Origin of the sequence: Streptomyces sp. NRRL S-118 (assembly GCF_000716335.1) — a bacterium.
In the GTDB taxonomy this organism is placed as follows: domain Bacteria; phylum Actinomycetota; class Actinomycetes; order Streptomycetales; family Streptomycetaceae; genus Streptomyces.
On record NZ_KL591024.1, the window covers coordinates 28,657 to 47,107 of the forward strand.

Consider the following 18,451-nt stretch of genomic DNA (forward strand, 5'->3'; position numbering starts at 1 on the left):
GACAGACGCCGCCCCCTTGGCCACGGCCCCAAGGCGTCGGCAACACCCCCGAGCACACCCGCCGCGGAACCCCGCGCCCGCGTCCTGGCCGCGGAGGCGGATCTGGACACCGGCCTGCACCACCTGCAGCTGCCCGACCTCGCCGAGCTGAGGGACCGGGGCGTGCTCGATCCACACGTGCTGGGAGACTGGTCCGGTGAGCATGACGCGCCGCCCGCTGGGCACCGGACCCCGCCCGAACCCTGCCGCTGAAGCAGCCGACCGCGGCGAACGCGGCCGCACCGTTGCCGCGCTCGCCGCCCAGGTCGTCGCCTCTCCTTCCGGAGCCCAGCCGCCACCGACCGCAGTCGGCCGCCGTCCCCTCGGCGCCGGACCGGAAGCGACTCCGCCGGGCTGATACGTCAGCCGCTCCGTGTCTCCGCTGTCGGCATGCCCGTCCCCACCGGCGCCGGAGAGCCGACCAGGTGCGGACAGGGGCTCCGCCGCGCGGCGGAGCGGGACCCTCCTCCGGCGCGATGTCCGAGGCCGCTCCAGTGGCGAGGATGTCGTCCATGACACGACTGCACTCCTGGCCCTCCTATGCCGGCCGCGCCGCGCTCGTGTGGAGCGTGGTGTACGCGTCGGGCGCGGCCCTCGCCGCGCTGCTGGAGCCCACGCTCGGGTACGCGCTCGCGCACCAGGGGCGCGGCGCGGCCGTCGAGTGGTCGCTCGCGGTGGCGTACGCGGCTGCCGCGCTTCTCGCCCGGCTCATGCTGCGCGCCCCGGGGCTGCGGTGGCCGCCGCTCGCCGCTTGGACGGTCGTACTGCTGTGCTTGTGCTCCGGCTTCGGGTTCCTCTTCAGCCCGGCGCACCTGCTGAGTTTCCTCAGCCGCAACCAGGACGCCGTCGACGTCGTCGTCCTGGTGAACGAGGGCGTGGCGGTGCTCGGTGCCGTGTTGTGGGGATGTGCGGCGCTGGCCTACCGGCGCAGGGCGCGCGGCACGTGCCCGTACTGCGGCGGGTCCGACCGGCGCCATGCCGTGGATCGCCCGGGCCGCGCCGCTGGGTACACGGCCGTCGCCGCGCTGGTCCCGTACACCGTACTGAAGACGGCGTGGGCGCTGGGGCTCACCGTCGGGTACACGGGCGCGGGCCGGCCGGGCATGGACCCGCGGTACACGAGCGACCTGGGACTCCGGTTGTACGAGTACGGCGTCGACGTCACCGCGGTGCTCGCCCTCGTCGGCATGGCGCTGGCCATGGCGCTGGTCCGCCCGTGGGGCGGGCGGCTTCCCCGGCTTCCGCTGCTGGCGCTCGGTTGGACGGGCGCGGGCGCGCTGGCGCCGTTCGGGATCTTCCTGGCGGTGTGGGGTGTCCTGATGTGGGCGGGTGCGATCAGCAACGGCTTGCCGGACCACGCCCCATGGGTGGTCGTGATCGCGTACGGCGGTTTCTCGCTGTACGGGCTGGGGCTGGCGCGTGCGACCTGGGCGTACCAGGTACGGACGCGGCGTGCGTGTACGCACTGCTGACGCCGCGCCTGCCCGCCCCGGCCAGGCCCGCGCAGGGTTACTGGTCGGCGAGCTGCCGGAGACCGGTGAACTGCCGTCCGGCCCGTGGGTCGTAGCGTGTGCCTTCCGGATGGACGCGCAGGTGAGCCCGGTCGGCAGGCGTTGATCTCTCACGGCCTGCGTTTCATCCGAGCGGATTGGATTCAGTCCGTTCCGCCCACCCTCCCGCGATCAACTTGGCCGCTGCGCAACCCGGCTTGCGTACTGCCTGGTCCTGGAAGAGACGTACGAAGGACTTGGCGAAGCCCAGCCGGGGGTATGCCGCAAGGAGTGCGCCCCGGAAAGTCGGATCGAAGACCTCCAGACCGTCCCCGGACACATCCGCGCTGGTGCCCACCTGCAACAGGCGGCTCTCCACGTCCACTTCCGGTGCGACGTCTTCCCGCATATGGAGCACGATCAACTCTGCCGCCCGGTCGCGTCGCTGCGTCGGCCAGCCGAGACCGGCCGTGAACACGCGGGCCAGATGGCCACCAGCTTCTTCGAACGGAAGGGTGTGACTGTCGAAGGGCGGAACGAGAGCCAGATCGTGCAGCAACGCCGAGACGAAGAACAACTCTCGGTCGAAGTCCAGGCCTTGCGCCTGCGCCCAGGCCGCTCCGAAGAAGTACGACCGCATGGAGTGGTGATGGAGCGCCTTGTCGGCGTATTCCTCACAGACCAGCCGGGCTGCCTCTGCCGCCCGCCCACCAGGGGCGCGTACCCCTGCGACCTCGATCAGCATCCGCCTGCCTCCTTTGAACCCGACCATGGTGCTTCGTTGCGCTGGAACGTCTGAAAGCCCTCGGATGCCCGTCGCTCGGGTCCCAGGGATGCACGACACGTGCAGTCTCCCCAGCGCGAGTGATCAGCGGCAGTGGTGCTCGTGCCAACCTCGCGTACGATCCGGCCAGGTCCGAGACCCACTTGGAACCCCTCTGGCACCGATGGAAACCGGTCCTGCCGCCCCCGAACGGTGCTGTACCAGGTGATGGCCGACGGGCTCGGCGACACGCCCCGCCGCGTGAGCGCCGGACGGGGAGAGGAACCGGGCGGGGTGTGCCGACCGTCTCTCGTCCGCGCGAGCTGGGAGCGCGTGCCCGGCCTCGAGTGCACCGCCCCCGGGCGTCCCTCCGGCCTCTCGTCGTCGCCCGGCGTCCTCGGCCTCTTGGTGCGGGCGGCCCGAGGCCGGCGCTCGGCACAGGCGGCCTCTCATGCCGCCCGCCTGCCGGGGCGTCGGCTGCTGCCGGTGACACGCTCAACGGGGCATCGTGGCATCGGTGTACGCCAAGGCGTGGACGCCCTCCCGGTCCAGCGTGGCGCCTTCGGCGTGGGCGGCTGCGTACGCCTGCGGTGTGAGCGCCGCGCGGACGGCGGCCATGACGCGGTCCACGTCACCACGTTCCGCGGGCAGCAGCGGAGCTCCGACCGACGTACGGGCCGCCTCCGCCGCGCCCAGCAGGAGGGCCGCGCCGCGGTGGTCGCCGGCCAGGGCGAAGGCACCGGCCAAGCCTTCCAGCGCGAGGGCACGCGCGCGCGGATCTCCCAGTTCGGTCGCCGCCTCCAGCCCTTGGAGGTGCAGCGCTCGGGCCGCGGCGGCGTCGCCGCGGTGCTCGGCGACGAACCCGAGCTCGGCCGTCACCAGCGTGATACCCGGCCCGTACCCGACCTTGCCGAACCAGGCCAGCAGGGAACGCAGATGCAGCTCGGCCAGGGCATGGTCGCCCTCCCGGCGCGCGCCCAGCGCGAGACCGAGTTCCGCGTCGACCTCCACGGACCTGAAGTGGTGTTCCCTCGCCAGCGCACGGGCCCGCTCGTGGTGGGCGCGGGCCTGGGCATGGTCCCCCGAGAGGAGGGCGAGTCTGCCCAGGCCGCACAGCCGCTTCGCGACTTCCCGGGACAAGCCGAGTTCCTCCGCGACGGCCAGCCCTTCCTCCTGAAGCCGGCCCGCCGTCCGGTAGTCGCCGCCGATCTCGCTGAGAGCCGCCAGGGGGAAAACGGTCTGGAGCCATCCCCACCGGTCACCGGCCGCTCGGAACAGCCGCGCACTCTCCTCGCCGTCGCGCCGGACGGCCGCCAGATCACCACGGGCCATGGCGTGCCGTGCCCGTACGCTCAACGCCGCGGCCCTCCCCCAGCCGTCGCCCAGCGCCGTGAAGCCGTCCAGGGCACGGTTCACGAGGGCTTCGCCCTCCGCGACGGCCCCGGCGCCCATCTGGGCCGAACCCAGGAACCACAACGCGGTGGCGCATCCCGCGGGATCATCGATCCGGTCGTACGCCGACAGGACCGCCTCGATCCGGCCCGCCGTATCCGCGTGTTCCCCGGGGCCGGCCATCACGGCGATCCCCGTCCGCCAGACCATGGCAAGGGCCCGCTCGGGCGTCGGCCGGTCGGGCAGGGAACCGAGCACGGTGTCCAGGGTCCTCGACGCCTCGACGAGCCTGCCGCGCAGCACCCAGTACCAGGCGAGCGCGTTCACCATGCGCAGGCTCCGGTCCGCCGCGTTCACGGCCACGGCGTGGTCGAGCGCCCGGCGCAGGTCGGCTCCCGCACCGTCCAGCCGCTCCAGCCACCGCTGCTGCTCGGGGCCGCGCAGCAGCGGCGCGGCGCGCAAGGCCAGACGGCTGTAGTAGAGGCTGTGCCGGTCGCGTACGGCCTCGCTCTCGCCGGCCTCGGCAAGGCGTTCACGCCCGTACGCCCTGACGATTTCCAGCAGGTGGTACGCGGTCGTGTCCGGACGGTCCGACAGCACGACCAGCGACCGGTCGACGAGGCTCTCCAGCAGGTCCGGCAGGTCGGCGGCCGGGACGTCGTCGCCGGCGCACACCGCTTCGGCCGCCTCCGGGGTGCAGCCTCCCGCGTGGACGGACAACCGGCGCAGTACGGTGCGTTCGGCTGCGGTGAGGAGGTCCCAGCTCCAGTCGAGCACGGCGCGCAGGGTCCGCTGTCGCCGGGGGGCGTCCCGCGCGCCGCCGGTCAGCGCTCCGAAGCGGTCTCCGAACCGGTCGCCGAGCCGGTCGCCGAGCCGGTCGCCGAGCCGGTTCAGCAGCCCGTGCACGCCCGCCGTCCGGACGCGGGAGGCGGCCAGTTCCAGCGCCAGCGGAATGCCGTCGAGCCGTCGGCAGAGCCGGGCGACGGCTTCCGCGTCGAGCCCGTCAGGTGCGAGGGAGGGCGTGGCGGCACGGGAGGTGAACAGCTCGATGGCGTCCGGGAGGGAGAGGGGCGGCACCTGCCGCACCGCCTCACCGGTGAGGCGCAGAGGCTCCCGGCTGGTCGCCAGTACCGTCAGTCCGGGAGCTTCGCGGAGCAGTGCCGCGACGACGGCGCTCACCGCCCGTACGACGTGCTCGCAGTTGTCCAGTACGAGCAGGGCGCGGCGGCCGCGAAGGGCGCCGGCCAGCCTGCGCAGGGGGGACGACGCCGCCTCATCACCTTCCTCCTGCTCATCCCGGACGCCCAGCACCTTGGCCACGGCCTCGGCCACCGCCGATGCGACCGGATCGCCCACCGCCGGTGTCGCCGCCCCGACACTCTCCGACGTCGTCTCGGACGTGGTCCCCGTCGACCCCGGCATCGCCGCCGTCGGCGTTGCCGCCGCCGACCCGGCCGCTGTCGTCGTGGCCAGTCCGTCCGCCTCCGGTTCGGCGGCCCCTCGCGCGGTGTGGCCCCCCGGCTGCGTGGGGCGCTCCGGGTCGAGCGCTGCCAGTTCCACGAGCCACACGCCGTCGGGGAACTCGTCCGACACCCGCCGCGCGCTCTCCAGGGCCAGCCGTGTCTTGCCGACGCCGCCGGGTCCGGTGAGGGTGACCAGGCGGGAGGCCGTCATGGTGCGGGCGATGCCGGCGAGATCGGCGTCGCGCCCGACCAGACGGGTGACCGGCGCGGGAAGGCGGGTGCCGACCGCGCGGGGCGGCCCGTCCAGTGCGCGATCCTGTCGCAGGATCGCCTGCCGCAGGGAAGCCAGTCCGGCACCGGGTACGAGTCCGAGCTCCTCGTCCAGGCGGTGGCGCAGCGTGTCGTAGCTGTCCAGCGCTTCGGTCTGGCGGCCCGCCCTGTACAGGGCGCGCATGTGCGCGGCACGCAGCCGTTCCCGGAGCGGATGGGCGGCCACGAGTGCCTCCAGTTCCGCGAGGAGCGCGCGGTCCTCGCCCAATGCGAGTCGTATCTCGACCAGTTCCTCCAGCACCGTGAGGCGCTCCTCGGACAGGCGGGTGATCTCCGCACGAGCGAAGGGTTCGTCGGCGAATCCGGCGAACGGCTCCCCCCGCCACAGGCCGAGCGCCTCGGTCAGCGCCGCGGCCCTCGTCTGCGGTGCGGCACCTGACGGCCCCGGCGCCGCGAGTGCCCTGAACCGCCCCGCGTCGACGGCGTCGGCGGGGATCCGCAGCGCATAACCCCCGGCCTCGGACACGAGCAGGCCGCGCTCGTCCGGCGCGGCATGCCGCAGCACCCGGCGGAGCTGGGAAACCTTGCCCTGGAGCGCGTTGCGTGGATTGTCCGGCAGTGCTTCACCCCACAGGTCGTCCACCAGCCTGTCCACGGACAGCGGACGCCCGGGAGCCACCAGCAGCCGGGCCAACAGGGTTCGTACCTTGGCACCGGGCACGGGTACGACTCGGCCGTTCACTCCCCACACCGTCAGCGGTCCCAGCACCCCGAAGCGCACGACGCGCTCCTCCCCTCTCCCACCGTGTCGCGGTCCTGTTCACGGTCCTGTCGGCAGACCCGGCAGCGACAGCGACAGCGGACCGTCAGCGCACCAACAGCCGGTCAACAGCGCCCTTGGCCACGCTGTTCCCACACCGACCACCACGGAGGAACAGCATGACCGGGAACGACGTCACCACCGCCACCGCGCACGACACCGGCCGCACCGTCACGGTGATCGGCTTGGGCAACCTCGGTCGCGCCCTCGCTCGTACGTTCCTGCAGGCGGGCCACCGCACCACCGTGTGGAACCGGTCGCCCGGCAAGGCCGAGGGTCTGGTCGCCGCCGGAGCGGTGCAGGCGGTCACCGTGGGGCAGGCCGTCACGGCGAGCGACCTGGTCATCGTCTGCGTACTCGACCACGAGACCGTACGTCAGGTCCTCGACCCTGCGGCCGGTGCCTTGGCCGGCCGCGTGGTGGTGAATGTGACCTCCGGGACCCCTCAATCCGCCCGGGAGCTGGATGCGTGGGTCACCGGGCAGGGTGCCGCGTACCTCTCCGGCGCCGTGTACGGGGTGCCGGAGACCATCGGCACGCCGGAGACGTTCGCCCTCTACAGCGGACCGTCCGACGCGTTCGACGCGCACAGCGCGCTGCTCGAACTGCTCGGCGCCAGTACGTTCGTGGGCACCGACGCCGCGCTGGCATCCGTCTACGACATCGCCCTGCTGGGCGGGATGTACGGCATGTTCGCCGGGTTCTTTCACGCGGTGGCCCTGGCCGACTCCTTCGGGATCAAGGCTGAGGAACTCACCGGGCTGCTGCTGCGCTGGCTCACGGGGGTGGCCGGCACTCTGCCCGTCTTCGCCAGGGAGATCGACTCCCGCGACTACGTCACCGAGACGTCCAATCTGTCCATCAACGCCGCCGGACTGGCCAACATCCTCGGCGCGTCACGCGCCCAGGGCGTCAGCCCGGATCTCCTGGCCCCGCTGCACGACCTCTTCACGCAACAGATCGACGAGGGCCACGCGGCCGCCAGCCTGTCCCGCGCGATCGAGTCCCTGCGAACCACCTCCCGGACGGCGTAAGTCTCCCTCGGTGCGCGTGCAGGGGCGCTGATCGGCCCTGTTGCGGGCGACGGGCTCCGGCCGCCATGGCCCGTCGGGACCGGCGAGCGGGGGCCGGCGGTGGCGGCCGGACGGCGGCCCGGCGGACGGGACCAGCGCCGGGACGGCCGCCCGTAAGCAGGGCCAAGGGCCCCGGCACGGTGTCCTGAGGTGGTCACCGAGCAGTGCGGGGCCCTGCACCGGACGCCGGGGACCCCAGCGCAGGCGGCCCCACATGGCGTTGGGCAGGGGGAGCCCTGTCGCTGTTCCAGCCGTGGGAGCCGGACCAGGGTGCCGTGGCGTCTTGGCGCCATAGCGGTGCCGGCAGTGCGCCGCCCGGCTGCGGGCGGGCATCATCCGGACGGACGCCGCAGCAGGCATCCATGTGCGCGGGCGTCCGCCTGCATGGCCGAAACCTCGCGATGCCATGCACACGATCAACGCTGAACACCGCATTGCAGGCAGATGCGACAACGCAAGCCGATCGCTGCCTTGCCCGACCCACGGAGGCATCGTGCTGCAGTTCCCACACCGTCTGTTTCTGGCTTTCGCCGTGCTCGTCGCCGTCCATGGTCCGGCAGCAGCCGCACCTCCTCCGCCCCCTCCCGAGTACCTCCGCATCGGTGCGGTCACCGCACGCTCGGAGACAGAGGCGGACGTGCTCGTCGGATACCGGTGCCGTGGAGAGCGGCGGATCGAGGTTGCGGTGGGCGATGCCACGGGCTGGTACTCCACCGGGAGCGCCGCAGCCGACTGCACGACCTTCGCAACCCGGTACATCACTGTGCGTGCCTCGTTCGATCCGGACCCCTGGTCCGTCTGCCCCATCGGTATGCGCTGCGCTCCGGACTTCGAGAGGGGGGAGCGGGTCCGGGTGACGGCACGACTCGTCGAAGGGCTGTTGGATGTCGTGGACGAGGACGCGGACACCCTCACCTTGCGGTGACCGCACCGGTGCGGCGCCGGGCCGGAGGGGATGAGGGGACGCCGCGACCGTGCGCACGCGTCCCCTCCCCGCTCAGCCGGTCTTCTTCCGGTCGAACCACATCGTCGCCGCCGCGGGCACCAGTCCGGCCCAGAACAGCACCTGCGGGACCGTGCGCTCCGTCCAGGGGATCTGAGTGATCAGCAGGGCACAGAGCATGGCCCACGCCGCCTGGCCCAGGACGATGCGGGGCCACGCGCGGCGGGTCACGAGCGAGCGCAGGCTGACCCGGACGCCCGCGCGAAGCCGGCGGTACCTCAGCACGGCGCCCAGGGACCAGACGACGGCCATCGGGACCAGGTCCCAGAGCCGCTGGCCGAGCGGCAGCGGCAGCTCCCGCGGGGTCTCGCCCTGCGTGACGAACAGGTCGACACCGACACCGGCGAGGGCCAGGCAGAGCAGGGCCAGCCAGCGGATACCGCGCAGCAGACGGTAGGAGGCTTCGTCCAGGCCGCGCCGCATCGGCGCCGAGTCCGGGGCGGAGGCCAGCGCGTCGGCGTACAGCGTGGCGGCCTCGGCCGCCTTGACGCCGGGGGCGGTCGCCGCCCTCTTCGTCCACCGGGCGAGGGCCTGCTCGTGCTGCGGGTCGATCCGGAGGATGGCCTCGTCGAGCTGGTCGGCGACGGAACGATCGCCCGCCATGTCGGCGATGAGCCATGCCACCTCGTAGGCGAAGAGCTCCTCCGGCCCCAGCCGTATGGCCTCCTGGGCCAGTTCGCCGGCCTCCCGCAGTGCGGCGAACTGGTCCTCGCGCCGGACCTCGCCGCCGTTGGCCCGCGCGGAGCGGATCGCCTTGATGCGCCACAGCCAGTGGGCGAGCAACGCGTAGCCGTGCCAGTGGTCGGGGGCGACGCGGATCACCTCGCGCAGCACGTCCTCGGTCTCCAGGAAGCGGCCCGACGCCCGCAGGGCGTGCGCGTGCATGACGAGCGCCCCGATGTCCTCGGGGTCCAGCGCCAGCGCCCGCTCCGTCGCCTCCAGGGCCTTGGCGCCGTCGGTCTCGTCGTCCTGGAGATGGCTGCGGGCGAGCTTGACCCAGGCGCGGATGTCCTCCGGGTCCTCCGCGAGCCGCCGGGCCAGCAGTTCCCTGGCCTCGTCGTACCGCTTGAGGTCGATGAGCAGGTCGGCCCGCTCCGCGGCGGGGTGCACGGCGGACGTCACAGCTTGCGCCTCTTCTTCAGGTACGCGACCAGGTCGTCGTACATCCCGCCCTCGTTGGCGAACATGGCCACGTTCCGCGCGGAGGCGAACCACGGCTCGGCGGACGGGACGACGTCCTTCGCGGCCGCCAGCAGGTCCTTCATCCCGATCATACGGACGGTGCCCGTGCGCGCCGAGTCCAGCAGTGCCCGCTCGGCCGCCGCCTCGCAGACATGGGCCAGGTCCGCGCCGGACAGGCCGTCGGTGGCCTTGACCAGCTTGCCCAGGTCCACGTTCTCGATGGGCCGGTCCCGCAGGTGGTAGCGGAGGATCGCCTCCCGGGCGGGTCCGTCGGGCGGCAGGACGAGGATGGTCCGGTCCAGGCGGCCGGGGCGGCGCAGGGCGTTGTCCACGTCCCAGGGCACGTTGGTGGCGGCCAGCACGAACACGCCCTCGTTCGCCGCCGAGTCGATGCCGTCCAGCTCGGTGAGGAGCTGGTTCACCGTGTTGCGCATGCCGCTGTGCGCGGTGCGGCTGCGCTTGGCGCCGAGGGCGTCCAGCTCGTCCAGGAAGACGACGCAAGGCGCCTGGCGGCGGGCGGTCTCGAAGACCTCGTGCATGTTGCGCTCGGAGTTGCCGATCCACATGTCGAGCACGTCGTTGACCGACACGGACAGGAACGCGGCGCCGAGTTCCCCCGCGACGGCTCGTGCGATGAACGTCTTGCCGCAACCGGGCGGCCCGTACAGCAACAGCCCGCCGCGCAGGCTCTTGCCGTACAGCTTGCGCAGCTCGGGGTTGCGCAGCGGGGCGAGGAAGGCGGCCTCGAGGCGGTCCTTCACATCCTGCATGCCGCCGACGTCGGCAAGTCGCAGGGCGCCGGGCCCCTCCACGTCCCACGCGTCGGCTTCCCCGGGATCGTCCTGGCCGTCCGCGCGGACCGGCGTCTCGACGAACCGCGGTGGCACGACGTCCCCGACCTGCTCCTCCGCGGCCTTCCAGTCGAACCGGGACCGCGGGGGCGGGGGTTGCGCCGGCGGCGGGGCCGGCGTGCCCATCGCGCGGGCCATCAGGTCGCGGGCCTGTGCGTCGCCCGGCGCGTGCTGAAGGGCCACGGCCGCCTCGGCGACGGCGGCCTCGGACCGGCCCGCGTCCAGCAGGAGCTCGGCCAGGTGCAGCCGCAGGGGCACGTCGGCAGGGGCTGCTGCGACGGCGGTGCGCAGACTCTGTATGAGAGGGGAGTCGTCCGACATGATCCACAGCCTAACGCCCGCCGTACGGCACCTCGGGACGCGCTCGACGTCAAGCCGAACGGCTGGTCCGCGGCCTGGTGGCCGGGGCCTGGTTCTTCGTCCGTGTCGGTGCAGGCTGGTGAGACGTCGAGTGCACGGGGTCAGTGGGACGGGACGAAGCCCGTTGACCGGTCGAGGTGGAACGGTGAGCCGGGACTCTTGGGCGTCCAGCCTTCGGTGAGTGCGGCACGGATGCTGTCAGCCACGTGGGCGGGCAGGACCGGGTTGCCGACTGCTCCGCACCAGTTGCTCGGGTGCGGCCGGCTGGTGGTGATCACCAGCGTGGTGCCGGAGGTCTCGGCGTGCTCGACCGCGTAGGTGAGCGGTGACCGGACCAGTCCCTGGTCGTAGGTCGGCCGCCCGCGGAGTCGCCACCGGTAGGTGGTGCCGTCCACGGTGATGAGCCGGGATCCCTTCTTGACCAATGCCATGTCCACATCCTTTCCCATGTGACAGTAGTCAACGGCAGCTGATCGTGTCGTGCCGATTACCCTCGCCGGTGCGGGGGTGGCGTCGGCTCACCGATCCACAGGCCCGGAAGGGCAGTTGGCCCGTCCGAGCTCGGATGTGGGGGCAGCGGGTGGTGGCCGCGCACGACGGGGGCTGACTCTGTCCCGGCGCTGGACGACAGCCACGCGCGGCAGCGGCCGACGCGGGTGGTGTACGAAGTCCTTCATGATGCACGAACAGATCGAAGCCGGGACCGTCCGCGTCTTCATAGCCCTGGCTCCTCCCGATGACGCCAAGGACGAGCTGGCGCAGGCGCTGCGGCCCGCTTACGACGCGTACCCGCACATGCGGTGGAACCGTATCGAGGACTGGCACATCACCCTGGCGTTCCTCGGTGAGCTGCCGAGGCAGGCCGTTTCGCTCCTGCAGCCGCCGCTCGCTGAACTGGCGGCCGCGCACCACCCCCTGCGCCTGTCCTTGCACGGCAGCGGACACTTCGACGAGCGAGTGCTGTGGAGCGGGATCGGCGGCGACCTCCACGGCCTGCGGCTGCTCGCCGACGAGGTGCGGGCACTGGTCGAGGAGCACGGCATCACCCTCCCGGACCGGCCGTTGAACCCGCATCTGACCCTCGCCCGGGCCCGCCGCGACGACACTTCCAGCGTTGTACGAGCCGCCGCAGGGCTCTCCGCGTTCACCGGCCGCACCTGGCAGGCCGCGCGTCTGCACCTGGTCGGCAGCAACTACGGCCGCGGTCCCGGGCCGATCCGCTACCGCGACATCGAATCCTGGCCTTTCAACAGCGCGTGATCAACCACCCTTGCGGGCAGGCCGGGGAGGAAGGCCCCGTGCGCGGGGATGCGGACCGTCCCGGCGGCTGCCGGAAACGGCGCCCCGGGACGGCCGACCGACGACAGCGCCGGTTGCACACGGGCGGCGGCCCGCGGCCTCCCTCCGTGCCGCCGTCCGTCGAGGTCACCGGGATCGCCCCGCGGTCTGCGGCCACCCGCACGGCACAGCGCAGTGTCGGGGGTGGCCGACCGGGCAGCCGCGGGCGGACGGAGCCCGGCGGCGGACAGAGCTCGGGGGCCCGGCAACGACCGGCACCGGCTGCGCGCGCCGGTGGCCGCCGCCCCGGCGGTGCGCGGTGCCCACGTGAGCTGCGCGGCCCCGCGCCCGCCGTCCGCCACCGGCAATCCGCAACCCCACCTTGGCGCACCGCCCGGTCAGTTCCTGCGGCCCTCCCACGCCCGCGTGAACAGCGTGGGCAGTGGGGCGGAGGGCACCGCCGCCATGTGCGAGGTCGACCGGTGCTCCCGCGCCAGCGGCAGCAGGCCCAGCTTCGACGCCTCGATCGGGAGGCGAGGCGGCTTCCGCTCCTGCCAGGCGCCCGGCAGGAACAGGGAGCGGCCTGCTCGCGGCCGGGCGGCGCGCAGCACGCGGCCGGACGCGCCGAGTTCGGCTTCGGCCTTCTTGAAACGCGTGGGCTTCCAGCCGGTCCACGCCTTGACGTTGCGGTCCGAGGGATCCGGCAGGGCGAGCAGCATCAGGTAGAGCGCCGCGGCGTCCCCGCCCAGTCCGAAGACCGTGGCGCACTCCTCGACGAGGTGCGGCACGGACCGCGTGGGGTCCTGTTCCCAGCCCGGGGGCCGCTCGCCATCGGTGGCGAGGTGCTTCCCGAGCGCGGCGAAGTCGTCGCTCAGCAGCAGCCGCAGGTCCGCTAGGGCGGGCAGCCCGGAGGGGCGGGGCAGCCATTGGGAGGGCAGCACGGAGTCGAGGTAGACGTCGAGGGTCTCGAGCAGCGGATCGTCGGGCCCCTTGAGCGCGGCGGGGTCCACGCGGAGATGACGCATGTCGTACTCCGTGTCCGCCACCTCCGTGACCGCCGGATGAGCGGTGAGCGCCTCGGTGGAAGGAGGCGGTCCCATCAGGTGGTTGCTCTGCAGCGAAAAGAGCGCGAGCGAGCCTGGAACGGTGGCCTCCTCGCACAGCCGGGATATCGCCGCGCCGACCGCGGGGCGCAGCGGGTCTCCCGCCGCGGTGCGGTAGGCGATCCAGGCGGCGATCCTCGGCAGGTCCAGCAGCTGCGGCTCGCCCATGAGGCCCGCGCGGCGGGACGACAGGCAGCTCGCCCCGGCGGCGACGCGGCCGAGCAGGGCCGGCAGCCTCAGGTGCGGCCACCAGCCCTGGTCGCCCCGGCGCCGCTGCCGGGCGGGGGCGGCCTCGCCCTTGGGCGGAAGCGTCTCCTTGGCGGCGAGAGGCAGGAGCGCGCTCGGTGCGGGCAGGGGGCTGCCCAGCTCGTGCAGCCACCATGCGGCGGCGCGGTCGACGTCGGGGCCCGTGGTCCACAGCTGCTCGGGATCATCAGGGAGCAGCTTGTCGTAGAGCGTCGTGAAGAAGTCGGAGCCGAGCATGGCGGTCAGTGCGGCGACGGCCTGGTCGGCGTCCTTCGGCCGGATCCTCCAGGGCTCCAGGTCGGCGGAGTGGTGGTGGGAGAGGTAGTCCTCCTCCTCGTCCAACTGGAAGGGGGCGCAACGGACGTGTGCCATCAGCAGCACGGTGGCTTCCGCCGGAGAGAGTGCCAGCCGCTCGGCGAAGGCCGCGGCGAGTTCCGGCCGGGCCGGTGACGGGCCGTGCTCGCGGTACAGCTCGGCGAAGCGCGCGAACCAGCCGCCGGGGCGCACCGGCCGCAGCACGTGGGCACATGTGACCCGCACACCCGCGGGAGCCAGCGGACCGTCCTCGGAGAACGTACCGTCGGGTGCGTACTCCCACAGCGTCCGGTGGGGCCGCCTGTCCCCTCCACCGGCGAGTACGAGGGCCACCGAGGTGGCCGTGCGGTAGACCTTCCCGGGGATCGGCGCGCGCATGTCGGTGCGGCCCTCGGGCGCCTCGCAGTGGACGATCCGCCAGCGGCCCGGCGCACCGGAGACGAAGGGATGGGCGGCGTACGCCATCAGCGACTGCGCCGCCGGGCCGTCCGTCCTGGAGGAGACGGCGCACAGGGCGAGTGCCGCGGCACACGCGTGCGTCCGGCGCAACCGGCCGTCGCGGGGCAGGGTGTCGAACGTGGTGCTCGCCTGCGTCAGATCACCTCCCCAGACGGGGGTGCCGTGCTCGGCGAGCTTCATGATCCGGCGGCTCACCCGGACGTCGGGATCGTCCACGTCCGCGTCCGGAGCCGGCGCCGCATCACCCTCGTCCGGAGTGAGGCGGCGGACCAGCCGCTCCAGGCCCTCGCGGCAGTTGACGGCCATCACCAGGGAGCGGGCGGCCTGACTGTGCATCGGTTCGCCCAGCTGCGGCAGCGCTTCCAGGATCGGTCCGCGATTGGGACCCGTGACACCTTCGCGGTCGACGAAGTAGGGCTGGAGTCCCGCCAGCAGTTCCTCCACCTGCGCACGCGAGACGGTGTCGGGGAGCTCGGCCATCAGCAGCGGCATGATGTCCACCGCCGCGAACTCCGCTGCGGCCTCGCTGTTCTTGAGGAGCAGGTCCGCCGCCTCGCCCACGTGGACGAAACGGCCGAGCAGCAGGACCAGCTCCTGGAAGTCGAGTCCCGCACGCAGCTTCGCCCGCTCGCGGTCGCACCATGCGCGGATCTCCTCGTGCCCGATCGGGTTGTCGAAGAGCTGCGGGATCTTCTCCCATCCCTTGGTGTTGTGCGGCTGGTACCAGCTGTTGGGCTCCAGGCCCTTGATGGTCATCTCCAGGTCGGCGCGGGCCCGCGCCCGCAGCTCGCGGGCGAAGCGCTCGTCCGCCTGCAGGTGCTCCAGCTTCGGCCGGCGACCGAGCTGCATCTGGTACAGCGGCGACGGGCCGAGGAGTTCCGGCGGGTCGGCGACCGGGACGCCGTGCTCCAGCAGCAGGTCGATCAGGTCGAGCGGCGTCTTTCCGTCGAGCTTGTCGCCGATCCGCCGGTATCGGATCTTCACGGGGACACCATCGGCCGCCAGCCGCGGCGCGAGTCTTTCCGCGAGCTCGTACATGACCGGCAACGGGCCGTTCCGGTCGCTGCTGGTCCGCACGCACTGGGACAGCCAGGCGGCGGCCTCGCCCGCGGGCAGCCCCGGGGCCTCACCGGTGAGCTGCGCCAGCGCACCGGAGCGCTCCAGCAGTTCCCGCCACACCCCGGGGTCGTCCCCGAAGCGGTCCGGACGCAGCCTCAGCACCTGGTGGGCCGTTTCGGGGGCGTGTTCACCCAGCATGTCCACGGCCGTGCCCTTGAGGCAGTCGGTCCAGAACGTGACGTCGGACAGCGAGACACCGCCGGCCATGAAGATCTCCCCGAGCAGCGTGGCCAGTTCCCTTTCGGGCTCGAGACCGGCGGCCCTGGCGATCTTGCGTACGTCGACGGCCAGCTGCGGGTACAACTCGGCCGACGCCTGGACACGGCGGATGACCACCTGGCGGAAACGCGAGAGCTCCGTCTCGGTCGCCACCCCCTTGACGGCCAGCTCACGCGCCCAGGCCCGCAGGGTCGTGGCGGACAGGGCCTTGCCTTCGGCGTACGTGAGGTAGCGGCCCAGCAGCCACTCCTGGTCGACCTTGCGCCCCTGGGCGCGCTCGGCCGTGCGGGCACGGCCGAACCAGGCGGCGGCGGTCGACTCCTCGGAACACCGCAGGGCCACGTCGGCCATCTCGTCCAGGAGCGTGACCAGCAGCGCCGGAGCCGACTCCTCCAGCCCGTGGAGGATGCGGTCGACATCCGCCTTGTGAACGAAACCCCACGTGCCGATCTGCTTCTGCAGGGCCAGGAGTTTCGGGACCGCCGGCTCCGCGCACTCCGGATGGGCGGCCAGGACCCGCTCGGGGAAGGGCAGCGCGCCGTCGGAGGTGTCCGGTATGCCGGTGGAGAAGCAGCCGTCCGGCTCCCAGTCCTTGGCGCGCATCATGCGGTCGCGGTACGGGATGAGCTGCTGGGGAGCACCTGGGTCAGCGTGTGGCCGCCGAACCCGACGTACCTACGCGCCCACAGGCCGCCCTCGCCCGGCTCGTCGGTGAGCCCGACCCCCTCGCTCTCCAGGGCCTCGCGCCAGAGCGGATCGGCATCGGCCAGTGCCCGCGGCACGCTCACCCCGGCCGGCGCCCACTCCCGCGCCTGCTGGCGGCACGCTTCACGCTGCGTCCTCAGCTGCTGACGTGCATCGAACAGCGCTCCGAGCCCCGGAGCTCCGGCGATCGGGGCGGGGAAGCCCTTGAGCCTGCGCCCCTGTGGATTGCGGTAGACGACCTCCAGATCGTCCGTCAGTTCGGCGGTGTAGCCGTTCTTCTCGACACGCGTGCCCATGCGTCCGTCTCCCCCGTGGTGCTGATCGACGGCTACACGCTAGGCGGCGTCACTGACATCGCCGCTCACACCCCACGCGCGCACCCGGGCCGACAGCCGGACACCGGAAGAGAGCCTTGCTCTACGGCGACGGGTGCCCGCCGCGGGCGCCGCGCGACCGGAACGACGTCGGCGGGCGCCGGATCCGCCGCTTCGGGCTTCCGCCCGGCAAGGCCCACGGCGTACGGCGGTCCGCCCCGCGGCGGCCGGAGGCACGCCGCCGGCTTTGCGGACCCCGCGGCCCGGGCGGCCGCCCGGGCCCTGCTCCGCCGGGAAGTCTCATCCGGCCACGCGTACCCTCCGAGGCCGGGCGGCCGTGCGGGCTCCGTCCTCGGCGGCACCGTTGCGGGGGGCGTGCTTCATGCCGAGGGACACCAGGTACCGCCCGTCGTCCTCCGGCAGGTTGCGGTGCACGACGTCGGAGAGCGAACGGGTCCGGCGCAGGATGTCCAGCCCCTCCGCGGAGAAGGTCGCCGGCGTGAACAGGCGCGGCGACAGCAGAGGGTTCGTCAGCGCCTCGGAGAACGCGTCGACACCGATGATCCGCCCGAGCAGGTTGCCGAAGAGGCTGCCGTGCCGGGCGTCCTCGGCGAAGAGGCCGACGTACAGGTCCAGCTCGTCGACGCCGCCGTACAGGTCGTGCAATGCCTCGCGCACCACCGGGTCGCCCGACACCTGGCGCAGGTCGGTCGCGCGGGGGAAGCCGAAGTGCTCGCGGTAGTCGTTGTACGAGGCCACCTGCAGCTCGCGGCCGACCTCGACGCTGCGGGCCTCGATCTGCAGCAGCAGGGGGTCGGTGTTGAACATGCCCACGCGGCCGGCGGGCTGACGGGAGAGATCGTCGAAGAGCGGGCCCATGCCCCGTTCCTCGATGATCCGGCCGTTGGCGAGCGTGTGCAGCAGCGGGACGTCCCGTCCGCCGATGCGATAGGCCGACGGGATGAGGCTGTGCCAGCGGTACACCAGGCTGAACTCGATGGTCGACCAGTTCTCCCGGTACCAGCTCGACCGGACCGTCCGCATCGGGTCGAGGATGAAGCGGAAGTGGAACGGGGTCAGGTGGTTGATGTACTCCTCCAGGACCAGCCGGATCGTCATCACCACCAGGATGTTGCGGGTGGTCTGGAAGACCCGCTCGTCGTCCCACGCCGGGTACGCCCGGGACAGCACTCCCGCGATCCGGTTGTGCTCGCGCAGGAACAGCACGTTGACGAGCATCGGGCCGATGTGGGCATGTGCCCGGTCACCGCCGGTCGCGAAGACCGTGTCGCGCAGATGCTCGGGCACCTCTTCCCACCGGACCGGCTTGAGGCGCTCGAACTCCGCCTTGATCCGCCCCTGGTCGCAGAGCAGCGGCGGGAACTCGCCACCGCCGACCGTCCGGCTCTTCAGCCGGCCGCCCTCGAACTCGCGCAGGCACGCCGTGACCTCCTCACCCGCCCCGTACAACTGCATCAGGTCGATGGTGTGCGGCGAGTCGGTGCGCCGGGGATCCCCGCCCCAGCCGTGCCCGCGCAGGAAGCCGTCCGTGAACCATTGGGCGAAGGCGGGCAGCAGGGCGGTCGACCGCGGGCAGGTCTGTCCGGTTCCTTCGCGGCGGAAGAGCTCGGCCGCCCGCTCCGGCGCGGGGCGCCCCGGATGCGGCGCGGTGTCCGGGGGGAGGTGCCGGCCGACGTACGACCGGTCCGTCAGCGAGGGCCACGACGTGTACGGCGCCATGGTGCTCAGCGGGTTGGGCCGCGGCGGGGCCTTCATGACGGCGATGTCCGTCAGCAGGGTGTTGGTCTTCCGGTGCAGCCACCGGTTGCCCTGCACCGCCCGCCACAGCGGCGCGTAGTGGGTGAGGACGTGCGCCTCGACACGGTTGCGCAACCCGTCACGGGAGGGGTCGCGGCCGTTTTCGCCCGGCGCGTGGCTCGGGCGCGGGATGGTGGTCATCTGGTGCCTGCTCTCTGCTCGGCGGCTG

The 18,451-nt window shown here is 72.8% G+C and carries 13 protein-coding genes; 5 read left to right on the top strand and 8 right to left on the bottom strand.

The genetic code is table 11. From position 1 onward, the window contains the following. A partial coding sequence (locus IH00_RS44400; RefSeq protein WP_234335007.1) for a hypothetical protein occupies window positions 1-252 on the top strand: 252 nt, incomplete at its 5' end. Between the two features lie 299 nt (window positions 253-551). After that, window positions 552-1,511: a hypothetical protein gene (locus tag IH00_RS0129915; protein ID WP_031079047.1), complete on the top strand. Its 960-nt coding sequence runs from the start codon at window positions 552-554 to the stop codon at window positions 1,509-1,511. 163 nt (window positions 1,512-1,674) lie between these two features. Here the strand turns inward: IH00_RS0129915 and IH00_RS0129920 are convergent, their stop codons facing one another. Together IH00_RS0129920 and IH00_RS44405 are read right to left on the bottom strand one after the other, a co-directional pair. Beyond that, window positions 1,675-2,274: an HD domain-containing protein gene (locus IH00_RS0129920; RefSeq protein WP_031079049.1), complete on the bottom strand. Its 600-nt coding sequence runs from the start codon at window positions 2,272-2,274 to the stop codon at window positions 1,675-1,677. Window positions 2,275-2,787: 513 nt separating this feature from the next. Then, window positions 2,788-6,198 carry an AfsR/SARP family transcriptional regulator gene (locus IH00_RS44405; RefSeq protein ID WP_052411726.1) on the bottom strand — a complete coding sequence of 1,137 codons (3,411 nt, stop codon included), beginning with the start codon at window positions 6,196-6,198 and terminating at the stop codon, window positions 2,788-2,790. Window positions 6,199-6,356: 158 nt separating this feature from the next. Here IH00_RS44405 and IH00_RS0129930 point away from each other — a divergent pair, with 158 nt between their 5' ends. Both IH00_RS0129930 and IH00_RS0129935 read left to right on the top strand, forming a co-directional pair. Further along, window positions 6,357-7,271: an NAD(P)-dependent oxidoreductase gene (locus tag IH00_RS0129930; RefSeq protein ID WP_031079055.1), complete on the top strand. Its 915-nt coding sequence runs from the start codon at window positions 6,357-6,359 to the stop codon at window positions 7,269-7,271. A 445-nt stretch (window positions 7,272-7,716) separates the two neighbouring features. Further along, on the top strand, window positions 7,717-8,235 hold the full coding sequence (locus IH00_RS0129935) for a hypothetical protein (protein WP_158827985.1): 519 nt from the start codon (window positions 7,717-7,719) through the stop codon (window positions 8,233-8,235). A gap of 72 nt (window positions 8,236-8,307) precedes the next feature. Here the strand turns inward: IH00_RS0129935 and IH00_RS0129940 are convergent, their stop codons facing one another. The 3 genes from IH00_RS0129940 to IH00_RS0129950 form a co-directional block, all read right to left on the bottom strand. Further along, window positions 8,308-9,435: a tetratricopeptide repeat protein gene (locus IH00_RS0129940; protein WP_031079058.1), complete on the bottom strand. Its 1,128-nt coding sequence runs from the start codon at window positions 9,433-9,435 to the stop codon at window positions 8,308-8,310. Then, on the bottom strand, window positions 9,432-10,667 hold the full coding sequence (locus tag IH00_RS0129945; RefSeq protein ID WP_031079059.1) for an ATP-binding protein: 1,236 nt from the start codon (window positions 10,665-10,667) through the stop codon (window positions 9,432-9,434). The genes IH00_RS0129940 and IH00_RS0129945 overlap by 4 nt, the downstream gene beginning before the upstream one ends. A 140-nt stretch (window positions 10,668-10,807) precedes the next feature. Further along, window positions 10,808-11,137: a hypothetical protein gene (locus IH00_RS0129950; protein WP_031079061.1), complete on the bottom strand. Its 330-nt coding sequence runs from the start codon at window positions 11,135-11,137 to the stop codon at window positions 10,808-10,810. Window positions 11,138-11,384: 247 nt separating this feature from the next. Here IH00_RS0129950 and thpR point away from each other — a divergent pair, with 247 nt between their 5' ends. Then, entirely contained in the window at window positions 11,385-11,966 is a 582-nt protein-coding gene (gene thpR / locus IH00_RS0129955; protein WP_031079063.1) for an RNA 2',3'-cyclic phosphodiesterase, read from the top strand. A 416-nt stretch (window positions 11,967-12,382) separates the two neighbouring features. Here the strand turns inward: thpR and IH00_RS0129960 are convergent, their stop codons facing one another. The 3 genes from IH00_RS0129960 to IH00_RS0129970 form a co-directional block, all read right to left on the bottom strand. Further along, complete coding sequence (locus tag IH00_RS0129960; protein WP_031079065.1) at window positions 12,383-16,051, bottom strand: hypothetical protein; 3,669 nt, start codon at window positions 16,049-16,051, stop codon at window positions 12,383-12,385. Further along, entirely contained in the window at window positions 16,048-16,446 is a 399-nt protein-coding gene (locus IH00_RS0129965) for a hypothetical protein (protein ID WP_031079067.1), read from the bottom strand. Before IH00_RS0129965 ends, IH00_RS0129960 begins: the two co-directional genes overlap by 4 nt. A 318-nt stretch (window positions 16,447-16,764) precedes the next feature. After that, complete coding sequence (locus IH00_RS0129970) at window positions 16,765-18,423, bottom strand: peroxidase family protein (protein WP_063835453.1); 1,659 nt, start codon at window positions 18,421-18,423, stop codon at window positions 16,765-16,767. Between the last annotated feature and the right edge of the window lie 28 nt (window positions 18,424-18,451).